This is a genomic window from Flavobacterium quisquiliarum, from assembly GCF_019308285.1.
In the GTDB taxonomy this organism is placed as follows: domain Bacteria; phylum Bacteroidota; class Bacteroidia; order Flavobacteriales; family Flavobacteriaceae; genus Flavobacterium; species Flavobacterium quisquiliarum.
The window spans coordinates 26,241-50,490 of the sequence record NZ_WWEM01000009.1 but is presented as its reverse complement, the minus strand read 5'-3'; the positions used below and the strand labels follow the sequence as shown (position 1 = coordinate 50,490).

Below are 24,250 nucleotides of genomic sequence, written 5' to 3'. Positions count from 1 at the left end.
TAATAATTGCTTGCTATTTAGTGAGTTAGTGATTTTTAAAATGTTTAATGCTTTTTATTTTACGTAATCTAGCAAGCCTTCTTCTAAAATTAAGTCTATTCATTGGTTAATTTCGCCCGGAATTTGTGCAGGTTGATGCATAGAAATATTTGTTTAATGGAAGATATTTCTCTTTGTATTCTCCTCCATTTGGTATTAAAAAAACGCATACTTTTTTTGTTTTTTCACCTTGTTTAGAGTGGCGAATCTGCTGCCTAAAATAAGATGATGGATTAATAAAAAACCGAAAATATTAAACTTTAGAATTAGCAGGTCAAGGAAGTCAATACAGCTTCTGATGACCTTGCTTGGTTTGATTATTTTGATTTGTTGTAAAATGAATTTTTTTAAGAATTTAAATAAAGAAGATTTAAAAGGAAACTTTTATAGAAGAACATTATTTTAAGATTATTTTATGGAAAAAAACTACTCGTCTAAACACAAAAAATCCAATTTTAATACTGTACTTTCGTGCTTTTTAGCATTGTTTGCTGTTCTTTTTTTTAGTGAAAGCGCTTATTCTCAGGATTGTTCTGTAAATGCAGGAATACCTGATGAAATTTGTGCCAATGCTCCACTTGTTTTGAATGGTGTTGTAGGAGGTAAAATAGTAAGTCATAGGTGGACTCAAATAGCAGGTCCTTCGGTGGTTATTCAAAATCCCAATAATGCTGTAACATCAGTTCTTGGAGCTGTTGGAGGTAATACTTATACCTTTCGTTTATCAGGTGTCTGTGAGATAGGGACAACTTATCAAGATGTTAGTTACATAGTGCATCCGATAACTGTAGCAAGAGCAGGAAGTAATATACAAGGCTGTCCTGGTACTTACGCTCTGTCTGCGAATGCTCCTCTAAATCCAGGAGAAACAGGATTATGGGTAAAAAGCGGTGCAGATAATGCAGGTGTGACAATAAATAATCCAAATTCGCCAAACGCAACGATAACATTGTCTCCAAGTGCAGCTGGTAATACGCAGTTAACTTGGACGATTACTTCTTCTTCATGTACATCGTCTTCTTCAATAGTAGTAACTAACTATGGAGGGGAAGTTATTGCAAATGCTGGTCCAGATCAAAATTTATCAGAATGTTACACGGCTACACAATCAGCAGGTCTAAATGCATCAATAGGCGGAAATGGAACTGGAACACAACAGGGAACATGGTCATTTGTATCTGGTCCTACGATGCCGACGATTACAAATGCTAATACTCCAAACGCAACAGTTTCGAATTTAACACAAGGATCTTATGTCTTTAGATGGTTAGTTCAAGGACCATGTGCGGTTGGTTCTGACACGGTTACTATAAATGTACCTGCAGCAACACAAGATGTTACAACTGCTGGAGGAACAAATAACTCGCAAACATTTTGCGACAGTTCTATAACTTCGACAATTTTACAAGGAAATATCCCTTTGTACGCAGGGGAAACTGTGGAATGGACTACAAACTCAGGAGCAACTATTGTTTCTTCTGGTAGTCCAACCACCCAAATTACAGGGTTAAATTTTAATACTACTACATCTTATACTTTTATCTATAAGATTAAAGGGAATAGTAGTGTAAATCCAAATTGTGAAACACAATCCACTTTTACAGTAAATTATTTTAATAGCCCAACAACTCTTACTTTGAACAATGGTGTAGATACTGTTGTTTTACCAGTAAACACGACTTCAGGAAGTGTACCAATGGTTACAACAGGTGGTAATGCCAGTGAAGCTATATTTGTAAGTGGCCCTGCTGGTGCTTCACCAACTGCCAATGTTAATGGAGGTAATCTAAACTTTTCAGGTTTAAGCAGACCGGGAACGTACACTTTTAGAGCAAGAAGATATACAAGCGGTAGTTTTGCTACTGGCTGTTCAGAAGCATTTGCTGATATTAAAGTTGTTGTTTCATTAAGACCAGAACCATCAAATGCAGGTACTACAGTTGCTTTACTTTGTAGCGTTACATCAACTCAATTATCGGGGAATAATCCAGCTTTGATGGCAACTGCAGGTTTGACAGGTTATTGGTCACAAGTTAGCGGACCTAATACGGCGACTTTTGATAATATAAATAATTATAATCCTATTGTAAGCCTTTTGATTCCAGGGGTATATGTTTTTAGATGGAATATCTCAGGTGGACCAAATTCTGTTGACACTTTTAGTGAAACTTCTATCACGGTATCAGGACCACCTAGCGCAAATGCAGGATCAACACCTGTTACTGTATGTGCGGGTAGTTATTTCCTAAATGCTGATGCATTAGTAGATGGGCAAACGGGACAATGGACACAAGTTGGAGGTCCTTCGACTGTTTCAATTGTAAATCCGGCAAGTCCTCAAACTTATGTTAATGGAATGTCAGAAGGTAGTTCGTATACTTTTAGATGGACAGTTACAAGTGCTACAACAGATTGTACTCCTGCATGGAGTGATGTTGTGGTAAATACTACAAGTACATTTTCACCATCTCCGGCAGATGCAGGATCAGATCAATGTCTGCCTTCAGGAACAACTACGGCTGTATTAGCAGCTACAGCTCCAGCAGCGGGTACTACAGGAACTTGGACTCAAAAGTCTGGACCAACAACAGTTGCTTTTAATGATCCTAATAGTCATAATACTAATATAACAGGATTATCAGACGGTACTTATGAATTCGAATGGACTACATCAGTTGCTGGTTCAGGATGTTCTACTTTTTCAGACGTTACAACTCTTACAATTGCCGCTGCACCAACTTCTGCTGCAGGATCTAATCAAGACGTCTGTACTGATAGTGCTGGAAATAGTGTTACCATGAACGGAAACAATCTTACTCCAGGTTTAGTAGGAACATGGGTTCAGGTTTCAGGAAATAGTTCTTGGACGGTTTCGGATATAAATAATCCAAAAGCAGTATTTAGCAATTTGGCCCCTGGAAACTATGTTTTCAGATGGCTGGTTAAAAGAGGAAATTGTGATTCTGCTTCAAGTGAAGTAAGTTTCAAAGTAAGTTTACCACCAACTACAGCAGTAGTGACAAACTCGCCATTAGCAGTTTGTACTACAAGCGCAACTTTAACAGGAAACACCATTACAGCCGGGGTAGGAACTTGGCAGGTTGTTTCTGGACCAAATAATCCAACATTTGCTAATGTAAATAGTGGCAATACTGGTATTTCTGGACTTACAACAGGAACTTATGTATTAAGATGGTCTAGTACAAATGGTCCATCATGTGCAACATCGACAGCTGATCTAGTATTAAATGTGAATGCTCCTGCAAATGCTGGACCAGATCAGGTTTTATGTAATGCGACTGAAATTATTTTACAAGGGACAAAGGGATCTACAGGTACTTGGAGTGTGACTACAGGAACTGGAGCAACCATTACACCACTTTCTTCTTCTACAGCTAGAGCTTCAATTGTACCTGGAAATAATTATACTTTTAGATACGATATATCAAATGCGAACGCAGGAGGCTGTGGAGCAAGCAATGATAGCATGACGGTTACCAATAGTGCTTTACCTACAATGCCTAATGCGGGAGTTGACCAAGATATTTGTTTATCAGCAGGTAACTCTATTACTTTAACTGGTAATTCAATTACTTCAGGGACTGGTAGATGGAGTAAAATAAGCGGGCCGGCTGGTGAAACAATAACATCACCAAATTCAAATATTACAAGTGTTACTGGATTAGCGGAAGGATTATATATTTTTGAATGGAGAGCTAGTAATGGAAGTTGTAATAACTTAAGCGATGTTGTTAGAATTAACGCTTATTCGCCACCAAGCCCAGCTGATGCTGGAGCAGATCAAAGTGCTTGTCAATTGGCTACTCAGCTTAATGCAGTAGAACCGACAAGAGGAATTGGAACATGGACATTAACTACTGATCCATCTAATGGAGGAATTGTTATTGACAGTCCAAATAATCCAAAATCAACATTATCAATTGCTAACCCATATTTATTGCCAGTAGGAACATATACTTTTACTTGGACGGTAAGAAATGGATCTGTTTGTGCTGTAAGTACAGATACTGTAAATATAACATTTACAGGAGCACCTCCAACACCTGCAAACGCAGGGCCTGATCAAAACTTATGTAATGCTACTACTGCAGTGATGAATGCCAATCCTGTTAATCCAGGAACGGGAACATGGACACAAGTTTCAGGACCAACAACAGCTATTTTTTCTAATAGATTCAGCGCTCAATCTACTGTTTCTGCTTTGACAAATGGTACTTATGAATTTAAGTGGTCAAGTTCTAATGGTGGAGGATGTAATTTAGAAGATACAATGCTGATAACCATTAATCCAGCTATTGCAGCTGTGAATGCTGGTCCAGACCAAACTTTAGGAGAATACAGCACTGTTACTATGGCAGCGACAGATCCTGCGCCAAATACAGGAACATGGTCATTTGTATCAGGGCCTAATACTCCATTTATTTTAGATGTTAACAGTCCTACTACACAAATTGCAGGAACTATTCCAGGTAAATATGTGTTTAAATATACCGTTTCAAATAGCTCTTGTGCTGTTGACTCTGATACTGTAGAAATTACATTAATCGGTCAAACCGATTTAGGTTTAGCTAAAACGGCTGATATTGCATCGCCTAGAGTGGGAGATATAGTAACTTTTACAGTTGCTGTTACCAATAAAGGAAATCGCGATGCAACAGGAATTGCAGTAAGAGATAATTTACCAACAGGTTTTGCTTTAATTACTGGAAGTGTTTCTAATCAAGGGAATTATAATGCTGGAGGAAATGCAATAAACTGGTCTGGTTTATCAGTTGCAAATGGAGCTACTTTAAACTTAACTTACAAAGCTAGAGTAAATGCAGCTACAGGAACAGCTAATGAATATAGGAATACAGCTCAGATAACTGCTAGTGATCAGGTTGATCCAAATTCAACACCAAATAATGATATTCCAACAGAAGATGATCAAGCTTCTCTAACGCTTACTCCAATTCCAAATGTTGATTTAGCGATAACAAAAAGAATTAATAATGCTACACCGGATGTAGGATCTACAGTTCAATTTACAATTGAAGTTGTAAATAACGGACCTAGTAATGCTACGGGAGTAGTGGCAACTGACAACTTGCCTGCTGGTTATACTTTTGTTAGTGCTACTGCAGGAACAGGTACTTATAATAGTACAAATGGACGATGGAATATAGGAAGTTTATCAAATGGGGCAAAAACTACCTTAACAATTACTGCCACGGTAAATCCAACAGGACCTTATACCAATACAGCATCTGTAACCAGAACTGAGATTGATACAAATTCTACTAACAATACCAGCAGTGTTTCTAGTACTCCGAGAGCAATTGCAGATTTAAGTTTAACAAAGACTGTAAGTGCAGGACCATATAATGTGGGTAGTAATGTCACTTTTACGGTAACGGTTAGAAACGCCGGACCAAGTGCAGCAAATTCTGTAAGTGTACTTGATTATTTACCTTCAGGTTATACTTATGTGAGTCATACAGGAACAACATATTCTAGCACTTCAGGTTCTTGGGATATAGGAACTATAAATAGTGGAGGTCAGGCAGTATTAACTGTTACTGCTAGAATAAATGCAACCGGTGATTATAGAAATGTTGCCGAAGTAGTGCATTCTAACGAATTTGACCCTAATTCAGTACCTGGAAATAACAATTTATCAGAAGATGATCAAGAACAAGTAGTTATTACTCCAGTTCAGTTAGCTGATTTGGAAGTTATTAAAACTGTAGATGTTGCGACTCCAAAAGTAGGTGATAACATTAAGTTTAGAATTGCATTGAGAAATGTTGGACCAAGTGATGCAACAGGAGTGATTGTAAATGACTTATTACCGTCAGGTTATACTTATGTAGGCTACACTTCAACTAATGGAACTTATAATGCAACAAATGGGAATTGGACAATTTCAGGAAGTGTTGCAAATGGAAAAACAGAATATTTAGATATTACAGCTAAAGTAAATCCTATAACAGGAACAGCTAATGAATATAGAAATACTGCAAGTGTAACAGCAAGTAATCAAACAGATCCAGTCCCTGCGAATAATACTTCAACGGTAACTACTGTTCCAACAGCTTTAATTAATTTATCATTAACTAAATCGGTAAATAATATTAGTCCGTTAGCGGGATCAAATGTGGTGTTTACTGTAAGAGTTTCAAATGCGGGACCAAGTAATGCTACAGGAGTGCAGGTTAGAGATTTACTTCCTAGTGGATATACTTATGTTAGTTCGACAGTTTCAAACGGAACTTATGCTAATGGAACTGGATTATGGAATATTGGAACTATTGCAAATGGAGCTTCAGCAGTTTTAACTGTTACGGCTAGCGTTAATGCAACAGGAAATTATACCAATGTTGCTGAGGTTATCAGCGCTAATGAAACAGATGTAAATTCGACACCAAATAATAATGTTTTAGCAGAAGACGATCAAGATGAAATCACAATATCACGTGGGCCATTAGTAGATTTAAGTCTAGTTAAAACAATTAATAATAATACGCCTAATGTTGATGATATTGTAACCTTCAGGATTACGGTTAACAATGCTGGGCCAAGTGATGCAACAGGAGTTGTAGTTACAGATAAATTACCTTCAGGATATTTATTTGTTAGTGCTATTCCATCTGTTGGAAGTTATAATAATACGCCAGGTTCATGGACGCTCGGAACTCTTGCAAATGGAGCAACAGCTAGTTTAGAGATTCAAGCTCGAGTGTTGCCAACAGGTAATTATAATAACGTAGCAGAAGTTACAGGAGCTAATGAAGTAGATAGTAATTCTACTCCAGGAAATAATGACGCTACAGAGAATGATCAAAGTGAAGTTATTGTAACTCCTAGACAAATTGCTGATTTATCAGTTAATAAAACTGTTAATGTACCTGCGCCAAAAGTAGGCGATAATGTAGTATTTACAATTTCGGTTTCAAATGCAGGACCAAGTAATGCTACTGGTGTTATTATTAGAGATTTATTGCCTTCTGGTTATGAATTCGTAAGTGCAGTTCCAACTGCAGGTATGTATAACAGAACGACTGGAGACTGGACAGTTTCAAGACCAATTATTGCAAATACTACTGAAACTATTCAAATAACTGCTAAAGTTCTGAAAAATGGTAGTTATGTAAATAATGCTGAAGTAATTGCAAGCGATCAGCATGATCCAGATTCTACACCAAATGATGGAACTGGAGATGATTTTTCAACAGTAACAACAACACCATCTGCATTAGTAAATCTTGCAGTTGTGAAAAGAATAAATAATGCAACTCCAGACGTAGGATCTACAGTGGTATTTACAATTGATGTTGTAAATAATGGCCCAAGTGATGCTACAAATGTGGTTGTAAATGATGTATTGCCTACTGGTTACACTTTTGTAAGCGATGATGCAACAGGAAACTTCAACAATGTTTCTGGAAATTGGACAATAGGTAACCTGACAAGCGGGGCAAGAAGAACTTTAAATATTACAGCTACTGTAAATCCAACAGGTATTTACCTTAATACAGCTACAGCTACAAGTACTGAAACGGATGGGAATCTTACTGATAACACAAGTGAAGTTTCTAGTACTCCAAGAGCGATTTCTGATTTGAGCTTGCTTAAAACAGTAGCGAATGCCTCTCCAAATGTTGGCGAAAATGCAGTATTTACTATTGTGGTAACCAATAATGGTCCAAGTAATGCGACAGGAGTTGTAGTTACAGATCAATTGCCATCAGGATATTCGTTTGTAAGCGCAGTACCTTCAGTAGGAACATACGACAGTAATTCTGGCGGTTGGTCAGTTGGTAATTTAGCTAACAGCGCTAGTGCAACTTTAACTATTACAGCTAGAGTATTAGCTTCAGGAAATTATAACAATGTAGCGGAAGTAACAGGTGCTGATCAATTTGATCCAAACTCAATACCTGGAAATAATAATCCGTTAGAAAATGATCAAAGTGCTGTAGTAGTTACTCCGGTTAATGTATCAGATTTAGTTACAGTAAAAACAGTTTCGGCTGTTACTGTTGCAGGTATTTCTGCATCAAGACCAAATGAAGGTGATACTATTAGATATAGTATTGTGGTTACAAATAATGGTGGCCCAACTAGTGCTACAGGTGTTAGTTTAACAGATATTCTTCCTGTAGGTTTGACTTATGAAAGTCATACTGTTACCGCTGGAGCTTATAACTATGCTTCTGGAGTATGGACTATTGGAAACTTAGCAGTTAATGGTACAGCTACTTTAGAAATTACAGCAAAAGTAAATGCAGGTACTAAAGGCTTAACTATTATAAATAGAACAACTGCTGCTAAAGGAGATCAAACAGATCCTACAACAGCTGGTGATGATTTAGAGGAAACAATTGTGGTTAGTTTGCCACCAATTGCTGCAAATGATATTAGTAATGGTAATACAACAAATCAGCCTTCAACCCCATTAAATATTCTAACAAATGATAGATTAGGAGATGGAACTTTAGCAACTCCTACTAATACAATTGTTGATTTAAATCCTAACACACCAGGAGTAGAAACAGCAATTATAGTACCAGGAGAAGGAACTTGGAATTATGATCCAGCAACTAGTTTAATTGTATTTACACCACAGGTAGGATTTACATCTAATCCAACGCCATTAGGATATAAATTAACAGAAACACAAACGGGCTTAAGTGACACTGCAACTATAACAGTAACTTATGTGGCTCAGGCACCAATAGCATATAATGATTTAAGTAGTGGAAATCCTGTAAATACAGCAGTAACAGTAAATCCATTAGTAAACAACGGTTCTGGAATAGATGCAGATCCGGATGGAACTATAGATCCTTCAACGGTTCGTTTATTGAGTCCAGCAGGAGCAACGGCTATTGTAACAGACTCAAAAGGAATTACAAGTTTTGATGTTCCGAATGAAGGAAAATGGAGTGTTAATCCGGTAACTGGTGCAATTACGTTTACGCCATTGCCAACGTTCCATAAAGATCCAACACCTATTCAGTATAATGTAAAAGATAATGATGGCAATGTATCTAATAATGCGAGGGTAACTATAGATTATGTTCCAGTTGCAGCCAATGATAGAAATACAACACCGGGAACTCCAGGTTTACCAGTTACATTAAATGTTTCTGGAAATGATACAGCGGGAGATACGGTTGATGTGTCGACAGTAGTATTAAATGCGTCAAGTGTTTTTGGAGGAATTCAGATATCTCCTAGAGAAGTTTCTGTAGTAGGAGTTGGTAATTGGATTGTTGATGCTCTTGGAAATGTAACATTTACTCCAGAGACAGGATACACAATTGATCCACCAGTAATTAGCTATACAATAAGAGACAATCAAGGAAATAGTTCGAATGCAGCTACGATCACAATAGATTATGCTCCAATCACTTCGCCTGATTTATCAATTGGAAATCCAATTAATACGCCGGTAGTTGTTGATGTTACAGCTAATGATACCACAGGAGATTTAGTTGATCCAACAACAGTAAGTTTGGTTAATCCAGGAAATGGAACCAATATTGTTCAGGATCCAACAGGAGACATTACAAGTATAACAATTCCTGGAGAAGGAAGATGGAATGTAGATTTAGTAACCGGAAGAGTAACATTTACGCCAAATCCTGGTTTTATTACAGATCCAACTCCAATAAATTATACTATTAAAGATCATGAAGGTAATCTGTCTAATAATAGTTTGATTACTATTAGAGTGATACCTCAAGCTGATTTAGTAGTTACTAAAACAGATAATAAAGAGAAGTATGTTCCTGGAACAAACAGTGTTTATACGATAACAGTTAAAAATAATGGTCCATCGACAGCTACAAATGTAGTGGTAGTTGACGATATTACAGATCCAATATTAGAAGCAGTAACGACATGGACAGCTGTTGGTACAGGAGGTACAATAGTTCCAAATGCAAATGGTACTGGAGATATAAACGCTGGTAACGCAACAATCAGCAGTTTAAGTGTTGGTGAAACGGTTACGTATACCGTAACAATTGCAGTTCCAAGCAACTATACTGGTCAGATTGTAAATACAGCAAGTGCAACATCGGCTGTTCAAGATCCTAATGTTAGTAATAATTCTCAAACGGATATTGATACTGTAAATGCACTAGCAGAAATTACGCTCACAAAAGCAATTGTAACTGCAGGGCCTCATAGAATAGGAGATAATGTTGAGTTTTTAATTACAGCAATAAATAACGGACCAAGTGATGCTACGGGAATAAACATCGTAGATAAACTGCCAAGCGGTTACACTTTTGTTAGCGCGACGCCTAGCAGCGGAACTTATAATGCATCGAATGGTTTATGGAATTTAGGAGGTTTAACGAATACTTCTAATGCTACATTAACTGTAATTGCAAGCATCAATGCAGGAGGAAATTATACAAATGTTGCCGAGGTTACTAAAGTAGATCAATTAGATCCAAATGGAGTTATCCACGGAAATAACACGCCTAACGAAATTGATCAGTCAGATGTGACGATTGTTCCGGTTAAAATAGTTGATTTGGTTACCACAAAAACAGTTGATAAATCAAATCCAAATCAAGGAGATGTTGTACAGTATACTATAACAGTTGTAAATAACGGCCCAAGCACAGCGACTGGAGTAAATCTAACAGATAATTTACCTGTGGGATTAGCCTATGTATCGCATGTAGCAACTGGAGGAACAATCAATACATATTCTGGAGGTCTGTGGAATATTGGAAACATAAACATTGGATCTTCTGCAACATTATTGATTAATGCAAGAGTTACTGCGGCAGGAACGGTGAGTCAAACGCCTATTGTAAATACAGTTACTCCTGCAGCAGGAAATGAATCAGATCCAACAACAGCTGGAGACGATTTAACAGAATCAATTATTGTGACAAGTTCAGACTTAGTTACTGAAAAAACAGTAAGTAAATCAAACCCAAGCGAAGGCGAAACGATTACTTACACTATTAGAGTGACTAATAATGGTCCAAGTGATGCAACAGGAGTTCGTTTAACCGATATTCTTCCAATTGGAGTTACTTATGTAAGCAACAATCAAGGATCTGACTATAATTATGGTTCAGGTATCTGGACTATAGGTGATCTTGCAAACGGAGCAACTAAAGTTTTAAATATTAATGTATTAATCAATTCTGGATCAGCAGGAAAAACGATTGTCAATACAACGACCGCTGCCAAAGGAGATCAATCAGATCCAACTACTGCTGGCGATGATTTAACAGAAACCATCATAGTTCAAAATGGTGCCGATGTTGTATTGACTAAAGTAGTAAACAATAGTACACCTAACATTGGAGAAACGGTAACTTATACTGTGACGGTAACTAATAAAGGAACAACATTAGTAACAAACTTGGTAGTAAAAGATGATCTGCCATCTGGTTTAACGTTTGTTTCAGCTACTCCAGGAAAAGGGGTATGGACAACTCCAAACTGGACAGTAGGAACATTACAACCGGGAGAAGAAGGATCTATCGAGATTAAAGCACTTGTTGGTTTAGATCAGGGAGGTAATGTATTAACCAATACAGTATCTAATACGCAGGATCAGTTTGATACCAACAGAACTCCTGATGACCCTACTGAAACGATAACGGTTACGAACTTAGATTTAGCGGTTGTTAAGACCGTAAATAATGCGACACCGAATGAAGGGGAAGTTATTAGATATACTATTAGAGTAACAAACAACGGTGCTAGTGATGCGACCAATGTGAGTTTAGTAGATAAATTACCTGTAGGAGTTACTTATGTAAGTGATATAGTTTCAGCAGGAAATTATAACAATGGTTCTGGATTATGGACAATTGGCAATCTTGTAAATGGTGCGGTTGCAACCCTTACAATTGATGCAAGAGTCAATACAGGAACTTATGGAACAACAATTACGAATACAACTACTGCAGTAAAAGCGGATCAGGCAGATTCTAATCCAGCAAATAATATTGGCAGTGTAGCAATTGTACCAACAGCTTATATAGACTTGAGTTTATCAAAAGAAATTGTTGGAAATGTTACCAATCCTGCTGTAGGCGATGTAATCACTTTTGAAGTAAGAGTGATGAACGATGGACCAACAAAAGCAACAGGAGTAGAAGTAGTAGATTTAATTCCTTCTGGATATAAATTTATTACCTATAGTTCGACTATTGGAACGTACAGTCCTTCAACAGGTCTTTGGAAAGTAGGTTTTGTAGAACCTGGAAATACAGCAGTTTTATTAGTAGATGTTAGAGTTCTGGATAGTGGAAATTACATGAACTGTGCAGAGATTACGAAAGCCAACGAACCAGATATTGATTCTACTCCAGGGAATGGAAATGATTTAGAAGATGATTATGCTTGTGCTGTGGCTGCACCTAATCAATCAGTGGATTTAGCTGTTGTTAAGACGATTTTGAAGAATACTATGAATCCAAAAGTAAATTCTGAGATTTCATTCGAGATTCAGTTAACAAACAATGGAGATATAGATGCAACAGGTGTTTTGGTATCAGATGTACTTCCTTCGGGCTACACGTTCGTAAATTATAGTTCTACTAGAGGAGCTTATGATTATGTAACGGGAGACTGGAAAGTAGGTAAGATATTAAACGGTGAAACAGAGATTTTGATTGTTGACGTAATTGTTAACGAATCTGGAGATTATCAAAATTGTGCGAGTATAAAAGCAATGCACCAAACAGATATAGATCCAGCAAACAATCAAAGCTGTATCACTGCAGCACCAATAGCTCTAATAGATTTAGAATTGACTAAAGAGGTAGATATCTTAAAACCAATTGCTGAAACTAATGTTGAATTCACGATAACATTATCAAACAAAGGGCCGAGCAGAGGAACAGGTGTAGTAGTGAAAGATTTGCTTCCGTCAGGATTCAAATTCGTAAGTGCGACTACAACAATTGGAACTTACGATGCGATTACAGGAATCTGGAACGTAGGAACTATTGATATCAATGCAGTAGAAACATTAAAAGTAACAGCTTATGTATTGCCGGCAGGTGATTTCACAAACGTTGCAGAAGTAATTGCAGCAAATGAAACCGATATCGATTCTACTCCTGGAAATAATAAACTACAGGAAGACGATCAGGATGCTGTAACATTAGAACCTACAGTTCCTTTAAACATCCCAGAAGGATTTACTCCAAATGGTGATGGCATAAATGATGTTTTTGAAATAGAACATTTGCAAGTATTGTATCCAAACTTTAGTATGGAGATTGTAAATAGATATGGAAACCTTGTGTACAAGTACAAACATAACGGAGACAAATTCACAACTCCATTGTGGTGGGATGGTCATTCAACAGGAAGACTTAATGTCTCTGGAGATACGGTTCCAGCGGGAACTTATTTCTATACTATTCACTTCAACAATAATGAAAGAAAGCCACAAACAGGCTGGGTATATTTAAAAAAATAAAACTATTCTTTAAGGAGGGAAGAGGTTAAAAATCTTCTCTCCTTTCAAAAATTAAACTCATTTTTATGAAAAAAATTAAAATACTAATTGGATTTTTTGTTTTGATATTTTCCGCTAGTACTGTTTTTGCTCAACAAGATCCTCAGTATACACAATATATGTATAACATGAACATTATAAATCCGGCTTATGCGGGTTCAAAAGGATTTACAAGTATTGGAATCTTAGGAAGGACACAATGGGTAGGAGTTGATGGTGCGCCTCAAACGGCAACATTGTCTATAAACGGACCTGTAGGAAAAAATGTCGGATTAGGATTCTCTGTTATTCATGATGAAATCGGACCTGTAAAAGAAGACAACGCTTACGTTGATTTCTCATATACTTTAAATCTTTCTGAAGAAGATAAATTGGCATTTGGTATTAAAGCTGGAGCCACTTTTTTGAATATTAGAGAATTTACAACGGTAGATCCGGATCCATTAAATGCACCAATAAATCAGGTTGCACCTAACTTTGGTGTGGGTTTAATGTACTATAATGAGCGTTTTTATGCCGGTTTATCTGTGCCAAATTTTATCGAATCAAGATATTTAGACCAGAAAAACGGAATCTATTCTTCTGCTTCAGAAAAAGCACACTTTTTCTTTACTTCTGGATATGTGTTTGATTTGGATGAAAACCTAAAGCTGAAACCTTCAACGATGTTAAAAGCAGCGTCAGGAGCACCTCTTTCAGTCGATTTGTCTTTAAACTTATTAGTGCAGGAAAAAGTAGAATTTGGACTTTCAATGAGATTAGATGATTCTGTAAGCGCTATGGTGGGATACAATATAAGTCAGGGTATGAGAATTGGCTATGCTTACGATTATACGACTTCTAATTATGGAGTGTTTAATTCAGGTTCTCATGAGATTATGATACTATTTGATTTGTACAAGAAAAAAATAAAAAGTCCTCGTTTCTTCTAGATAAAAAATAAGATATGAAAAAAATTACTCTAATTATAGTATTGTTATTTGGAGCTGGCGTTTATTCTCAAAATTACAATATCAAAAATATAGATGCCAATACTAAATATTCTGATTTTGGTGTAACCTATTATGGTGAAAACACGGCAATATATGCTTCATCAAAAAAGACCAAACAGTCTAGAAATAAAAAATGGTATTTAAACAAGCAGCCATTTTTAGATTTATACAAAGCAACTGTAACCAATACGGGTGAATTTACAGGTTCTGAATTGTTTTCAAAAGACCTGAATACTAAGATGCATGAATCTAATGTAACCTTTACAAAAGATTTAAAGACAGTTTATTTTTCAAGAGACAATTACAATAGCAAAAAGTATAAGACCGATGATAAAGGCTGGGTTTTAATTCAATTGTACAAAGCCGATATCGATGCTGAAGGAAATTGGAAAAATATAACAAAACTGCCATTCAATAGCGATCAGTTTGATACAGGACATCCTTCATTAAATTCTAATGATACTAAATTGTATTTTACATCGAACAGACCAGGTTCATTGGGACTTACAGATATTTGGGCAGTAGATATCAATAAAGATGGAACTTATGGAGAACCTTATAATTTAGGACCAGAAGTGAATACTGTAAAAAGCGAAATGTTTCCTCATATCGATGCTGATGATGTACTTTATTATTCTTCAAATGGTAAAAAAGATGGAAACGGTGGTTTAGATGTGTATGCTATAGAAATTCAAAATAAAAAGGGAGTAGGAGAAGCAGTTAATTTAGGCTTTCCTATAAACAGTGCCAAAGACGATTTCTCTTTAGTTTTTCAAAACGAAAAAAAAACAGGTCACTTTTCTTCTAACAGAGACGGCGGAAAAGGAGATGATGATATCTACTTTTTCGAAGAATTAGTTAGCCCAATTGCTGCAAAATGTAAGCAGTTCGTTCAAGGAACTGTTCGTGAAAAAGAATCAGGAGCACTTTTGCCTGGAGCTTTGGTAACTTTATATGATGCAAAAGGAGATAAAGTTGAAAGTACAATTGCCGATAAATTTGCTGTTTTTAATTTTAAAGTAAATTGTGATGCTTCATACAAAGTAACCGCTGTAAAGGATTATTATGATATGGACGAAAAGACTTTTGCCTCATCAAACGAAGCGAATTTGGAGCTTGCGCTTAATTTGGATTTAACTTCAGGTGAATTTGTTTATGTAAGAGGTAAACTAATGGTCAAAATTAATCCTATATATTTTGACTTGGATAAATCATATATCCGACCTGATGCACAGATTGAACTTGAACGAGTAGTGAGAATTATGGAGAAATATCCAAAACTTAAAATTAATTTAGGTTCACATACAGATAGTAGAGCACATGATGATTACAACTGGTCTCTGTCTACCAGAAGAGCAAGATCTACTAAAAACTGGATTGTGAGAAAGGGAATTGATCCGGCTAGAATCAAAGCTGAAGGTTTTGGTGAAACAGAATTGGTCAATAAATGTTCAAACGGTGTAAATTGCTCAGAAGAAGACCACCAATTAAACAGAAGAACCGAATTTGTTATTGTGAATCCTGAAGTCATAAAGGAAGTTGATGGTGCAGTAGATTTGGTTTCTGCAAAAAGTAACGATATACGTTAATCAAAAAGTCTATTTCATTGCGAAATAGACTTTTTTGTTTTTTACCTATACTCAGAAAGTATTAATCAGTTTCTTGGATGTTAGTTATATTTGTTTATAATTATGATGTTTTAATTAATTTAGAAATAATAATTTATTGGTCTTAATTATGTCAATGATATGAGAATTGCAATACTAGGAGCACATTTAGCAGGGAAGACTACATTAGCAGAAAAACTGCAAGAATCTTTTCCTAATTACGAGCTTTATCCGGAGCCTTATTTTGAATTGCAGGAAATGGGAATTGTTTTTGCTGAAATACCTACTGCAGATGATTATATGATGCAGTTGGAATATTCCTTAAAACAAATTCTAAGAAGTGATAAAAATGCCATTTTCGACCGCTGTCCAATTGATCTTTTAGCGTATGCTTTAGCAGTTGATGATTCAGTGGATTTTCAGTTAGTGTTTAATAAAATACAAGATGCGATTAATAAAATTGATTTTTTTGTGTTTGTTCCAATTGAAGAACCCGATAGAATTTCATGCCCAAATTACCAGTTGCCAGAACTTAGAAATGAAGTAAATGATATGATAGTTGAATTAATTAATGATTTTGAATTAGAAGTAATTGAAGTAAAAGGGGATCTATCAGAAAGATTAAATCAAATTCAGAATCAAATAAAGTAGTTAAAAGTTTTTAAAAGTCTTTTCAGATTTTTTTTTAGTTAATATGGATTGTTTTTTCTATTTCTGCTAAATTGTTAATAGCATTTACTACAACGCTGCCGTTTTTATCCAATAAAATTAAAGTTGGAACTGCATTAATGTTAAATTTATCTTCTATCCCAGTTGGTTTGCTAGGTAATTGCGATAGATTTGGCCAAGGCATATTTTCTTTTTCAACAGCCAATCTCCAGCTTTTATAATCGTGATCAATACTTAAGCTTACCATGCTAACTTTGCCTTTGTATTTATAATAAAACTCTTTGAGCGCCGGAATCTCTTGTCTGCATGGTCCGCACCAGCTCGCCCAGAAAATGAGAAGCGTCATCGATTTACCCTTTTTGATATCATCAAAAGAGTATTTCTTTCCATTTATATCAATAAAATTGAAACCTTTTGTATAGCCATATTTTTCCAATTCTTCACTGCTTTTAATGTAATCTTGTAATTTAGTAAAGGAAATAGATTTTTTAAGATCATCTGAAAATAATAAAGACAACTTTTTCAAATGATTCAGAGAATATTTTTCTTTAACAAAAAAGAGTTCATATAAAATAGCATAAGAATCAGGATTCGATTTAATACTTTCAACAGAAGTAAAATTTTTACCATTCATTACTTTCATTCTTATATCTGCTTCTTTAGAACCTTTTATATTAACAAGGTAATTTTTGTAAGGATGGCTTTCAGTATAATGAACAGGGATTTCCCTAACACCAGAAATGACGATGTTTTCATTGCCTAAATAAATATTCCCAAAATTAGTTGTACCATTTTTATTAATATTTTTAAAGCCTAGTTCTGCAGTTTTTTTATTGTTTTTCAGTAAAATAAAAGAAGCAACTTTTACCTCTTTTATTTTGAAATGATATTGAAATTTTCCATTTTTTGCTTCGACAGTATCAGACGTCGTAGTCGAATCTCCAAGAAATGGATAGCCCCACATACTAATAACTACTTTATCAAAGTCTTTTGTCAAGGTACTTAAATCAGCATTTATTAAACCAGAATCTTGCTGTTTTTCAGAACAGGAAAAAATAGCTATTAGAAAAAATAGGGCTATGGAAAATTTACTGTGATTCATATATCAATTTATTAAAATAAGATCGAATAGTTTTCTATGCTTTCAGTTTAAATATTTAATGATTTTTATTTTTATTATACTTTTGATTTACAGTGTTTTAGTTTTTGTCTGTCGCAGGTTACTTACAAAAGTATCTTAAAATGTACTACTGATTAAGTGCAAATATTATTATATACTTATACTATATTATTCGGAGTGTTATGAATTAATGATTTTGAATTAGAAGTAATTGAAGTAAAAGGGAGATCTATTAGAAAGATTAAATCAAATTCAAAAAAGAATACGATAGTTAAATTTTAAATATTCTTATCCTTAACAAAAAGCCACTCCATGGAGTGGCTTTTTTTTTGGTCTAATTTAATTCTCTTTTGATAATGGGAGAATTAGTTAGTTTGTTTTAATATCAATTGCTGTCCAGTTGTGATTAAACCAGGAACATAAAATGTTATTGTTGCATTAAAAAATGAGTTGGCAGGAATGCTCCAAGTTGCGAGATTTTGTGCTGGCTGAGTTGGAGTGGTATAAATGTTTTTTAAAGTTCCATTGAAATAAAGAGGACCATTGAAAGTAAATGAAGGTGAATTAGTTCCTGACGTAAAGTTAGACGCAAATGTAAGTGATACATTTTTTACAGTGCTATTTGGATTATTGAGCTTAAGGGTCAATGTATATTTGTGGCCATAATTTCCATAAGTATTTTGTGAAGCTCCATTTAATTTATAAGAGTATGGAGCATTTTGATTTTGAAGATAAGCACCGTTCACTGCAAATTTAGAACTTGTATTAAGGCATAATCCCATATATGCTGGTCCGGCAGGAAGATCAATTTCTGTAGTTCCTGACCAGCCAGAATCTGTGTATATTCCTGCTTCTCGTCCATACGCGTTTGTGCTTTCTGTATAAATATCTCCAGAAGCTGCGGTTTGTGTAGCATTTACAGCATCATTAATATCTCCCGTTGAAGTGACAACAGTGTAGACATATACACCTTGTGAAGCGGTTATTTCATAAGAACCATCTACCATATTGTTGTTTGACAATGTAGCTTTGTATACTTCATAAACCTTTGAAGGATTAATAGTGATACTGTTAAAAGTGGTGCGAGGGGTATTTTGCAACCAGTCTTTAGAAACAAAATAACTTTGTCCTGTTGCGCTTCCATTTAACGGTTTTTCAGCGTTTGTGTAGGTAGATCCTTTTCCAGAAATGGTCACAGCTGAAGTTTGCGGATTTGAAACTAAAACATGAAGATATTTTGTAGAGCCAGACTGATTGATATGGAATAAATAAACGCCAAAAGTTCCTGAAAGAGGATTTGAAGAACCGCCTCTATTAGTATCAACTCTTGCATTTTGCATTAACCATCCGTTTCCTTTTATAATTTCGGGATTGTTGCTTTTCCAAATCGGTTTTTCGGACAGATTGCCGCTTAAATATTTTAAATTCTGAGACGGTACAATCGAAGTTGACAAAGTTCCAGAAGTCCAGTCAGAAGAAATTAATGAATTTAAAGCTAATTGTGTTTTTGCTGTTGTATGGGTTGTGTTCTGAACAGCTGTTTCAGTAGTAGTTTTTTCAACAGATTCTTCGTTTGAACAAGCATACGTAAGAAATACCGTAATAACAAAGCAGAGTAGTTTTTTTGTTTTCATGGTTGGTTAGATTTAATAGTTTTGACAATCAGTTAGTTGTTGGCTAAAATAACAAAAAATTAATATCTTTGATTTTATTTTTAAAAATATTTAATAAGTATTTCATTGTTAGTTTATATTTTTTTTAAATCTTTGAATAAAATAAAAAATAAGTGTTTTTAAGATGTTTTTTCTTATTTTGCTTGAATGTTGTAAAAAGTTATGATATAGGGACTAGAAACTATTGAAGTTTAAATTGTAAGATTGTATTGCGATTTTTGCAATAAAAAAAAGAAGGGGTTAAGTTAAAAATGAATTATGTTTGTATAAGAATTTAGTAAAATCGAAGATAAATGAATTTAAAAGATTTACTTGATATTAGCAAAGACAACAGTCTTTCTGGGCAAAAATGGCACATGCTGAGACAGTCAATTGTGAAACGATTACTTTCTTCAGGAAATGCTACTATAGCAGAAATAAGCTCTGAATTACAATCCAGTGTTCCTACTGTTACCAAGGCTGTAAATGAACTTTTGCAGGAAGGGAATGTTGTGGATATGGGAAAAATTACCAATAGCGGAGGACGAAGACCTTCACTATATAGTATCAATCCTACTTGTGCTTTTTTTCTTGGTGTTGAAGTCGGAAGAACCCACATGTCTATTGGATTGCAGGATATCAAAAATGAGTTTATAAGTCTTGATTTGCGTGTTCCATTTGCATTGAAAAATTCTCAGGAATCTCTTCTGGAATTTTGCGCTTTAATAAACAATTATATCGAGGAAAGTTCAGTTGAAAAAAAACTGATAGTAGGAATCTGTATTAATTTTTCTGGTCGTATAAATTCTATGGAAGGCTTTAGCTATAACTATTTCTTTAGTGAAAACAGACCACTTACAGAGATTATATCAGAACAGCTTGGACTTCCAGTTCATCTTGAAAACGATACTCGAGCAATGGCCTTTGGTGAATATTGTGAAGGTGTTGTAGATGATGAGCAAAATATAATTTTCTTAAACTACAGTTGGGGAGTAGCCATCGGTATTATGACCGACGGTAAGCTTTATTATGGAAAATCAGGATATTCAGGTGAGTTTGGACATAGTACTCTTTTTGAAAATGAAATCATTTGTCAATGCGGTAAATTAGGATGTCTCGAAACTGAAATTTCAGGCTGGTCTTTGGTGCGTCAATTTAAGGAAGCCCTGAAAGAAGGAAAACATTCTAAAATTGAACTCAATGAAAATGAAGATCTCCAGCATTTGGATATTATTTCTGGTGCAATAAACCTTGAAGATAGCTTGTGTATAGAATTGGTTACAAGACAGAGCGAAAAAATGGGCCGTTACTTATCTATTTTGCTAAATATATTTAATCCTGATCTGCTTGTTATTGGTGGAGATTTTTCACAGCTTGGAGATTTTGCGCTTTTACCGATTCAGTCGGCACTTAAAAAACATTCTCTGGGTTTAGTAAACCGAGATATGAAATTAAAAAAATCAACATTGGGTCATCGTGTAGGTGTTATTGGAGCCTGCTGTATTGTAAAAGAAAAGATGCTTTCGCCTTTTTTTAAATAAATATTTTGTCCTAAATATAAATTTCTTCAAAACTCTATAATTTACTTTATAGAGTTTTTTTTATGCCCTCTTACGAGTAGTAAAAATGCTTTTTCTTTAAACTAAAAGTTTTTAAAGTTTTAGGATTTGTGTTTGCTTTTTTATTGCCTCATGATAATTAAAAAAGTTTGCTTCTCTCTTTTTAATAGCTAATTATTCTTCTTTTTTCTCTTGTTTTAGGATTAATATCTGTGTTTTTTGATTGAAATTATTTGTTACATTAAAAAATATCCTTAAAAAACTGAAAATTTTATAAATATATTTTTTATGTAGATGTATTGTATTTGCTGAGTATTTCGAGGATAGTGTAAATATTTATTAAAATTTTTTAATAATTCATTAATAAAAAAATTTAATAACTAAGTTGTGGTTAATAAAATTTTATATATTTGCTCTAACCAAAAAAACAGAAACCGATGCATAATATCTTAAAAATAACCTTGATACCTATTTTATTATTTTCTCTTTTTTGTTGTGCTGGCACTCCAAAATTGATTAATGATAAAACTCCAATTTCTCCAGTTAAAGGAGTTTGGGTAACTAATGTTGCGTCAAAAGCTTTGGATTCTAAAGAAAATGTTGCCGAAACAGTTGCTCTTTGCAAAAAATCAGGTATTACAGATATTTATGTTGTGGTTTGGAATAGAGGAACCACTTTATATCCGAGTGAAATAATGAAAGACTTATTTGGAAAACCTATTATGGAACGTTTTGGTGATCGTGATCCATTACAGGAAATGATAGATGCAGGACATAAAGCAAAAATAAAAGTGCATGCATGGTTTGAGTTTGGTTTTGCTTCTTCTTATGGAGAAAATGGTGGTGCAATCCTGAAAAAATTTCCAAACTGGAAAGCAATTGATAATAAAGGAAACCTTGTAACAAAAAATGGTTTTGAATGGATGAACGCTATGAATCCGGAAGTTCAGAATTTTGTAAAATCATTAATTGTAGAGGTTGTTAAAAATTATGATATTGACGGTATTCAAGGAGATGACCGTTTACCAGCAATGCCTTCGCTTGGAGGGTATGATGCTTATACGGTAGCTTTATACAAACAAGAACACAACGGAAATCTTCCTCCAGATGATTACAAAAATGCAGACTGGCTTACTTGGCGTGCAGATAAATTGACCGTTTTTCTGGGAGAACTTTATAAAGAGCTAAAAGCAATCAAACCTAAATTGATTGTGAGCATGGCTCCGAGTATTCATCCTTGGGCAAAAGAAGAATATCTGCAGGATTGGCCAACATGGTTAAACAAAGGGTATTGTGACTATGTAATTCCGCAAGTTTACAGAAAAACAATTGAAAGTTATACCACTACGTTAGAAGATCAAATAAAATTTCTAAAAAAAGATCAGAAAGATAAATTCTTTTCAGGAGTGCTGTTGCAAGTAAATGGAGTAAATCCCGCACCCGATTTTTTGAAACAGATGATTGATACCAACAGAAAGTTCGGAATAAAAGGAGAATCCTTCTTTTTTTATGAAGGTCTGAAAGCCTTTCCAGACTATTTTTCTAAGGAATACAAAAAGAAATAGATTCAAAATAAATACTGAAAAAACAAATTGTTGCCATAGCGACTGGTTAGACTATTGCCTAAAAAAAACAATCGATTATAAAATATGGATATGAAAACAAGAGCTTTATCTATTGATGCTTTAAGAGGATTTGCGATAATCGCAATGATACTTTCTGGACAAATTATCCTTACGCATTTACCTGCTTGGATGGCACACGCTCAAGTGCCTCCCAATTCAACATTTAATCCGGATATTTATGGAATTACTTGGGTAGATCTTGTTTTTCCTTTCTTTTTATTTTCAATGGGTGCCGCATTTCCTTTTGCCTTAGGAGGCAAATTAGAGAATGGTGAGAATAAATGGAAGTTATGTTTAAGTTCATTTTTTAGAGGTTTGAAATTAGTCTTTTTTGCCATTTTCTTTATGCACATGAGACCATTTGTGATTAGCAGTCCAGTTGATGTTAAAGCATGTGTTATTTCTTTAGCTTCTTATGCATTGCTATTTTTAATGTTCATGCCGGATTTTATTCCATTTTCAACACAATTAAAGAAATCAAAATTACCTTCTTTAACTTTTAAAATTATTGCTTTTGCATTAGGCTTTGCACTGATGACTTTAACAGATTATCAAGGAAAAGACAATCATAATTTTGATATTTATTATAGCGATATTATTTTAATTGTCCTTGCTGACATGGCTTTTTTAGCCAGCGTGATTTATATTTTCACATTCAAAAAGCCAGTTTATAGATTATTGGTCCTACCCTTTATTATGGCTGTTTTTTTAGCAAGTAAAAATGATGGCTGGGTAAAACTATTATATGATTTTACTCCGTTTGCGTGGGCTTATAAATTCTACTATTTAAAATATTTTTTCATCGTAATTCCAGGAACTCTCGCTGGAGAATATATAAAAGAATGGACAGTTGCTCCCCAAAATGAAGTAAGACAAAATGATAGATTAGCAATTGTGGCAGGTTTACTTTCTTTTGCAGTCATTGTAAGTAATGTTTACTTTTTATTTACGCGTCAATTAGAAATCAATCTTGGAGTTACTTTAGTCTTATTGGTTTTAAATTATTTTATTTTAAAATCAGATACTTTCGAATTTAGTGTTTTTTGGAAAAAACTTTTTTCAGCGGGAGCTTACTGTCTATTGCTCGGATTGTTTCTAGAAGCTTACGAAGGCGGAATACGAAAAGATTCTTCAACCTACAGTTATTATTTTGTAACATCTGGACTGGCTTTTTTTGCAGTACTATTTTTCTCTGTGATTTGCGATTATTTCAAATGCATTAGAGCTACTAAATTTTTGGTTTTAACAGGTCAAAACCCAATGATTGCCTATGTCACTACCTCAATGTTTGTAATGCCTATTTTGACTATTCTAACGGTTACAGATTATTTTGACGTATTTAACCAAAACGCTTTTATGGGCTTCCTGAGAGGTTTTATACTAACCGTTTTGGCTGTTTTGGTAACAACATTTTTCTCAAAAAAGAAATGGTTTTGGAGAACCTAAAAATTCAATCTTGCTATTAAAAATA

9 protein-coding genes are annotated in these 24,250 nt (G+C 34.7%); 7 read left to right on the top strand and 2 right to left on the bottom strand.

The window, feature by feature from the left end; genetic code table 11:
- Nucleotides 1-454 precede the first annotated feature (454 nt).
- From GSY47_RS01890 to GSY47_RS01875, 4 genes are all read left to right on the top strand, one after another.
- Entirely contained in the window at nt 455-13,516 is a 13,062-nt protein-coding gene (locus GSY47_RS01890; RefSeq protein WP_179002935.1) for a PKD domain-containing protein, read from the top strand.
- Nucleotides 13,517-13,581: 65 nt separating this feature from the next.
- Nucleotides 13,582-14,487 (top strand): PorP/SprF family type IX secretion system membrane protein, encoded by a 906-nt coding sequence (locus GSY47_RS01885; protein ID WP_179002936.1) that lies wholly within the window; start codon nt 13,582-13,584, stop codon nt 14,485-14,487.
- A gap of 14 nt (nt 14,488-14,501) precedes the next feature.
- Nucleotides 14,502-16,136: an OmpA family protein gene (locus GSY47_RS01880; RefSeq protein ID WP_179002937.1), complete on the top strand. Its 1,635-nt coding sequence runs from the start codon at nt 14,502-14,504 to the stop codon at nt 16,134-16,136.
- Nucleotides 16,137-16,295: 159 nt separating this feature from the next.
- Entirely contained in the window at nt 16,296-16,805 is a 510-nt protein-coding gene (locus GSY47_RS01875) for an ATP/GTP-binding protein (RefSeq protein ID WP_179002938.1), read from the top strand.
- A gap of 34 nt (nt 16,806-16,839) precedes the next feature.
- Here GSY47_RS01875 and GSY47_RS01870 read toward each other — a convergent pair whose 3' ends face one another.
- A complete protein-coding gene (locus GSY47_RS01870; RefSeq protein WP_179002939.1) occupies nt 16,840-17,925 on the bottom strand; it encodes a TlpA family protein disulfide reductase in 1,086 nt (361 codons plus the stop codon).
- Nucleotides 17,926-18,308: 383 nt separating this feature from the next.
- The gene (locus GSY47_RS01865) at nt 18,309-19,577 is read right to left on the bottom strand and encodes a DUF3370 family protein (RefSeq protein ID WP_179002940.1); all 1,269 of its coding nucleotides are present in this window, start codon (nt 19,575-19,577) and stop codon (nt 18,309-18,311) included.
- 332 nt (nt 19,578-19,909) lie between these two features.
- Between GSY47_RS01865 and GSY47_RS01860 the strand changes: the two genes are divergently transcribed.
- The 3 genes from GSY47_RS01860 to GSY47_RS01850 all read left to right on the top strand — a co-directional run bounded on the left by GSY47_RS01860 (nt 19,910) and on the right by GSY47_RS01850 (nt 24,225).
- Entirely contained in the window at nt 19,910-21,136 is a 1,227-nt protein-coding gene (locus GSY47_RS01860) for an ROK family protein (RefSeq protein ID WP_179002941.1), read from the top strand.
- 530 nt (nt 21,137-21,666) lie between these two features.
- Nucleotides 21,667-22,719 (top strand): glycoside hydrolase family 10 protein, encoded by a 1,053-nt coding sequence (locus GSY47_RS01855; RefSeq protein WP_246611240.1) that lies wholly within the window; start codon nt 21,667-21,669, stop codon nt 22,717-22,719.
- 90 nt (nt 22,720-22,809) lie between these two features.
- On the top strand, nt 22,810-24,225 hold the full coding sequence (locus GSY47_RS01850; RefSeq protein WP_179006365.1) for a DUF5009 domain-containing protein: 1,416 nt from the start codon (nt 22,810-22,812) through the stop codon (nt 24,223-24,225).
- The last annotated feature ends 25 nt before the right edge of the window (nt 24,226-24,250 follow it).

Coding starts and splice junctions, on each gene's coding strand:
- GSY47_RS01860 (WP_179002941.1), top strand. CDS start 19,910: ATGAATTTAAAAGATTTACTTGATATTAGCAAAGACAACAGTCTTTCT.
- GSY47_RS01885 (WP_179002936.1), top strand. CDS start 13,582: ATGAAAAAAATTAAAATACTAATTGGATTTTTTGTTTTGATATTTTCC.
- GSY47_RS01875 (WP_179002938.1), top strand. CDS start 16,296: ATGAGAATTGCAATACTAGGAGCACATTTAGCAGGGAAGACTACATTA.
- GSY47_RS01890 (WP_179002935.1), top strand. CDS start 455: ATGGAAAAAAACTACTCGTCTAAACACAAAAAATCCAATTTTAATACT.
- GSY47_RS01870 (WP_179002939.1), bottom strand. CDS start 17,925: ATGAATCACAGTAAATTTTCCATAGCCCTATTTTTTCTAATAGCTATT.
- GSY47_RS01865 (WP_179002940.1), bottom strand. CDS start 19,577: ATGAAAACAAAAAAACTACTCTGCTTTGTTATTACGGTATTTCTTACG.
- GSY47_RS01880 (WP_179002937.1), top strand. CDS start 14,502: ATGAAAAAAATTACTCTAATTATAGTATTGTTATTTGGAGCTGGCGTT.
- GSY47_RS01850 (WP_179006365.1), top strand. CDS start 22,810: ATGAAAACAAGAGCTTTATCTATTGATGCTTTAAGAGGATTTGCGATA.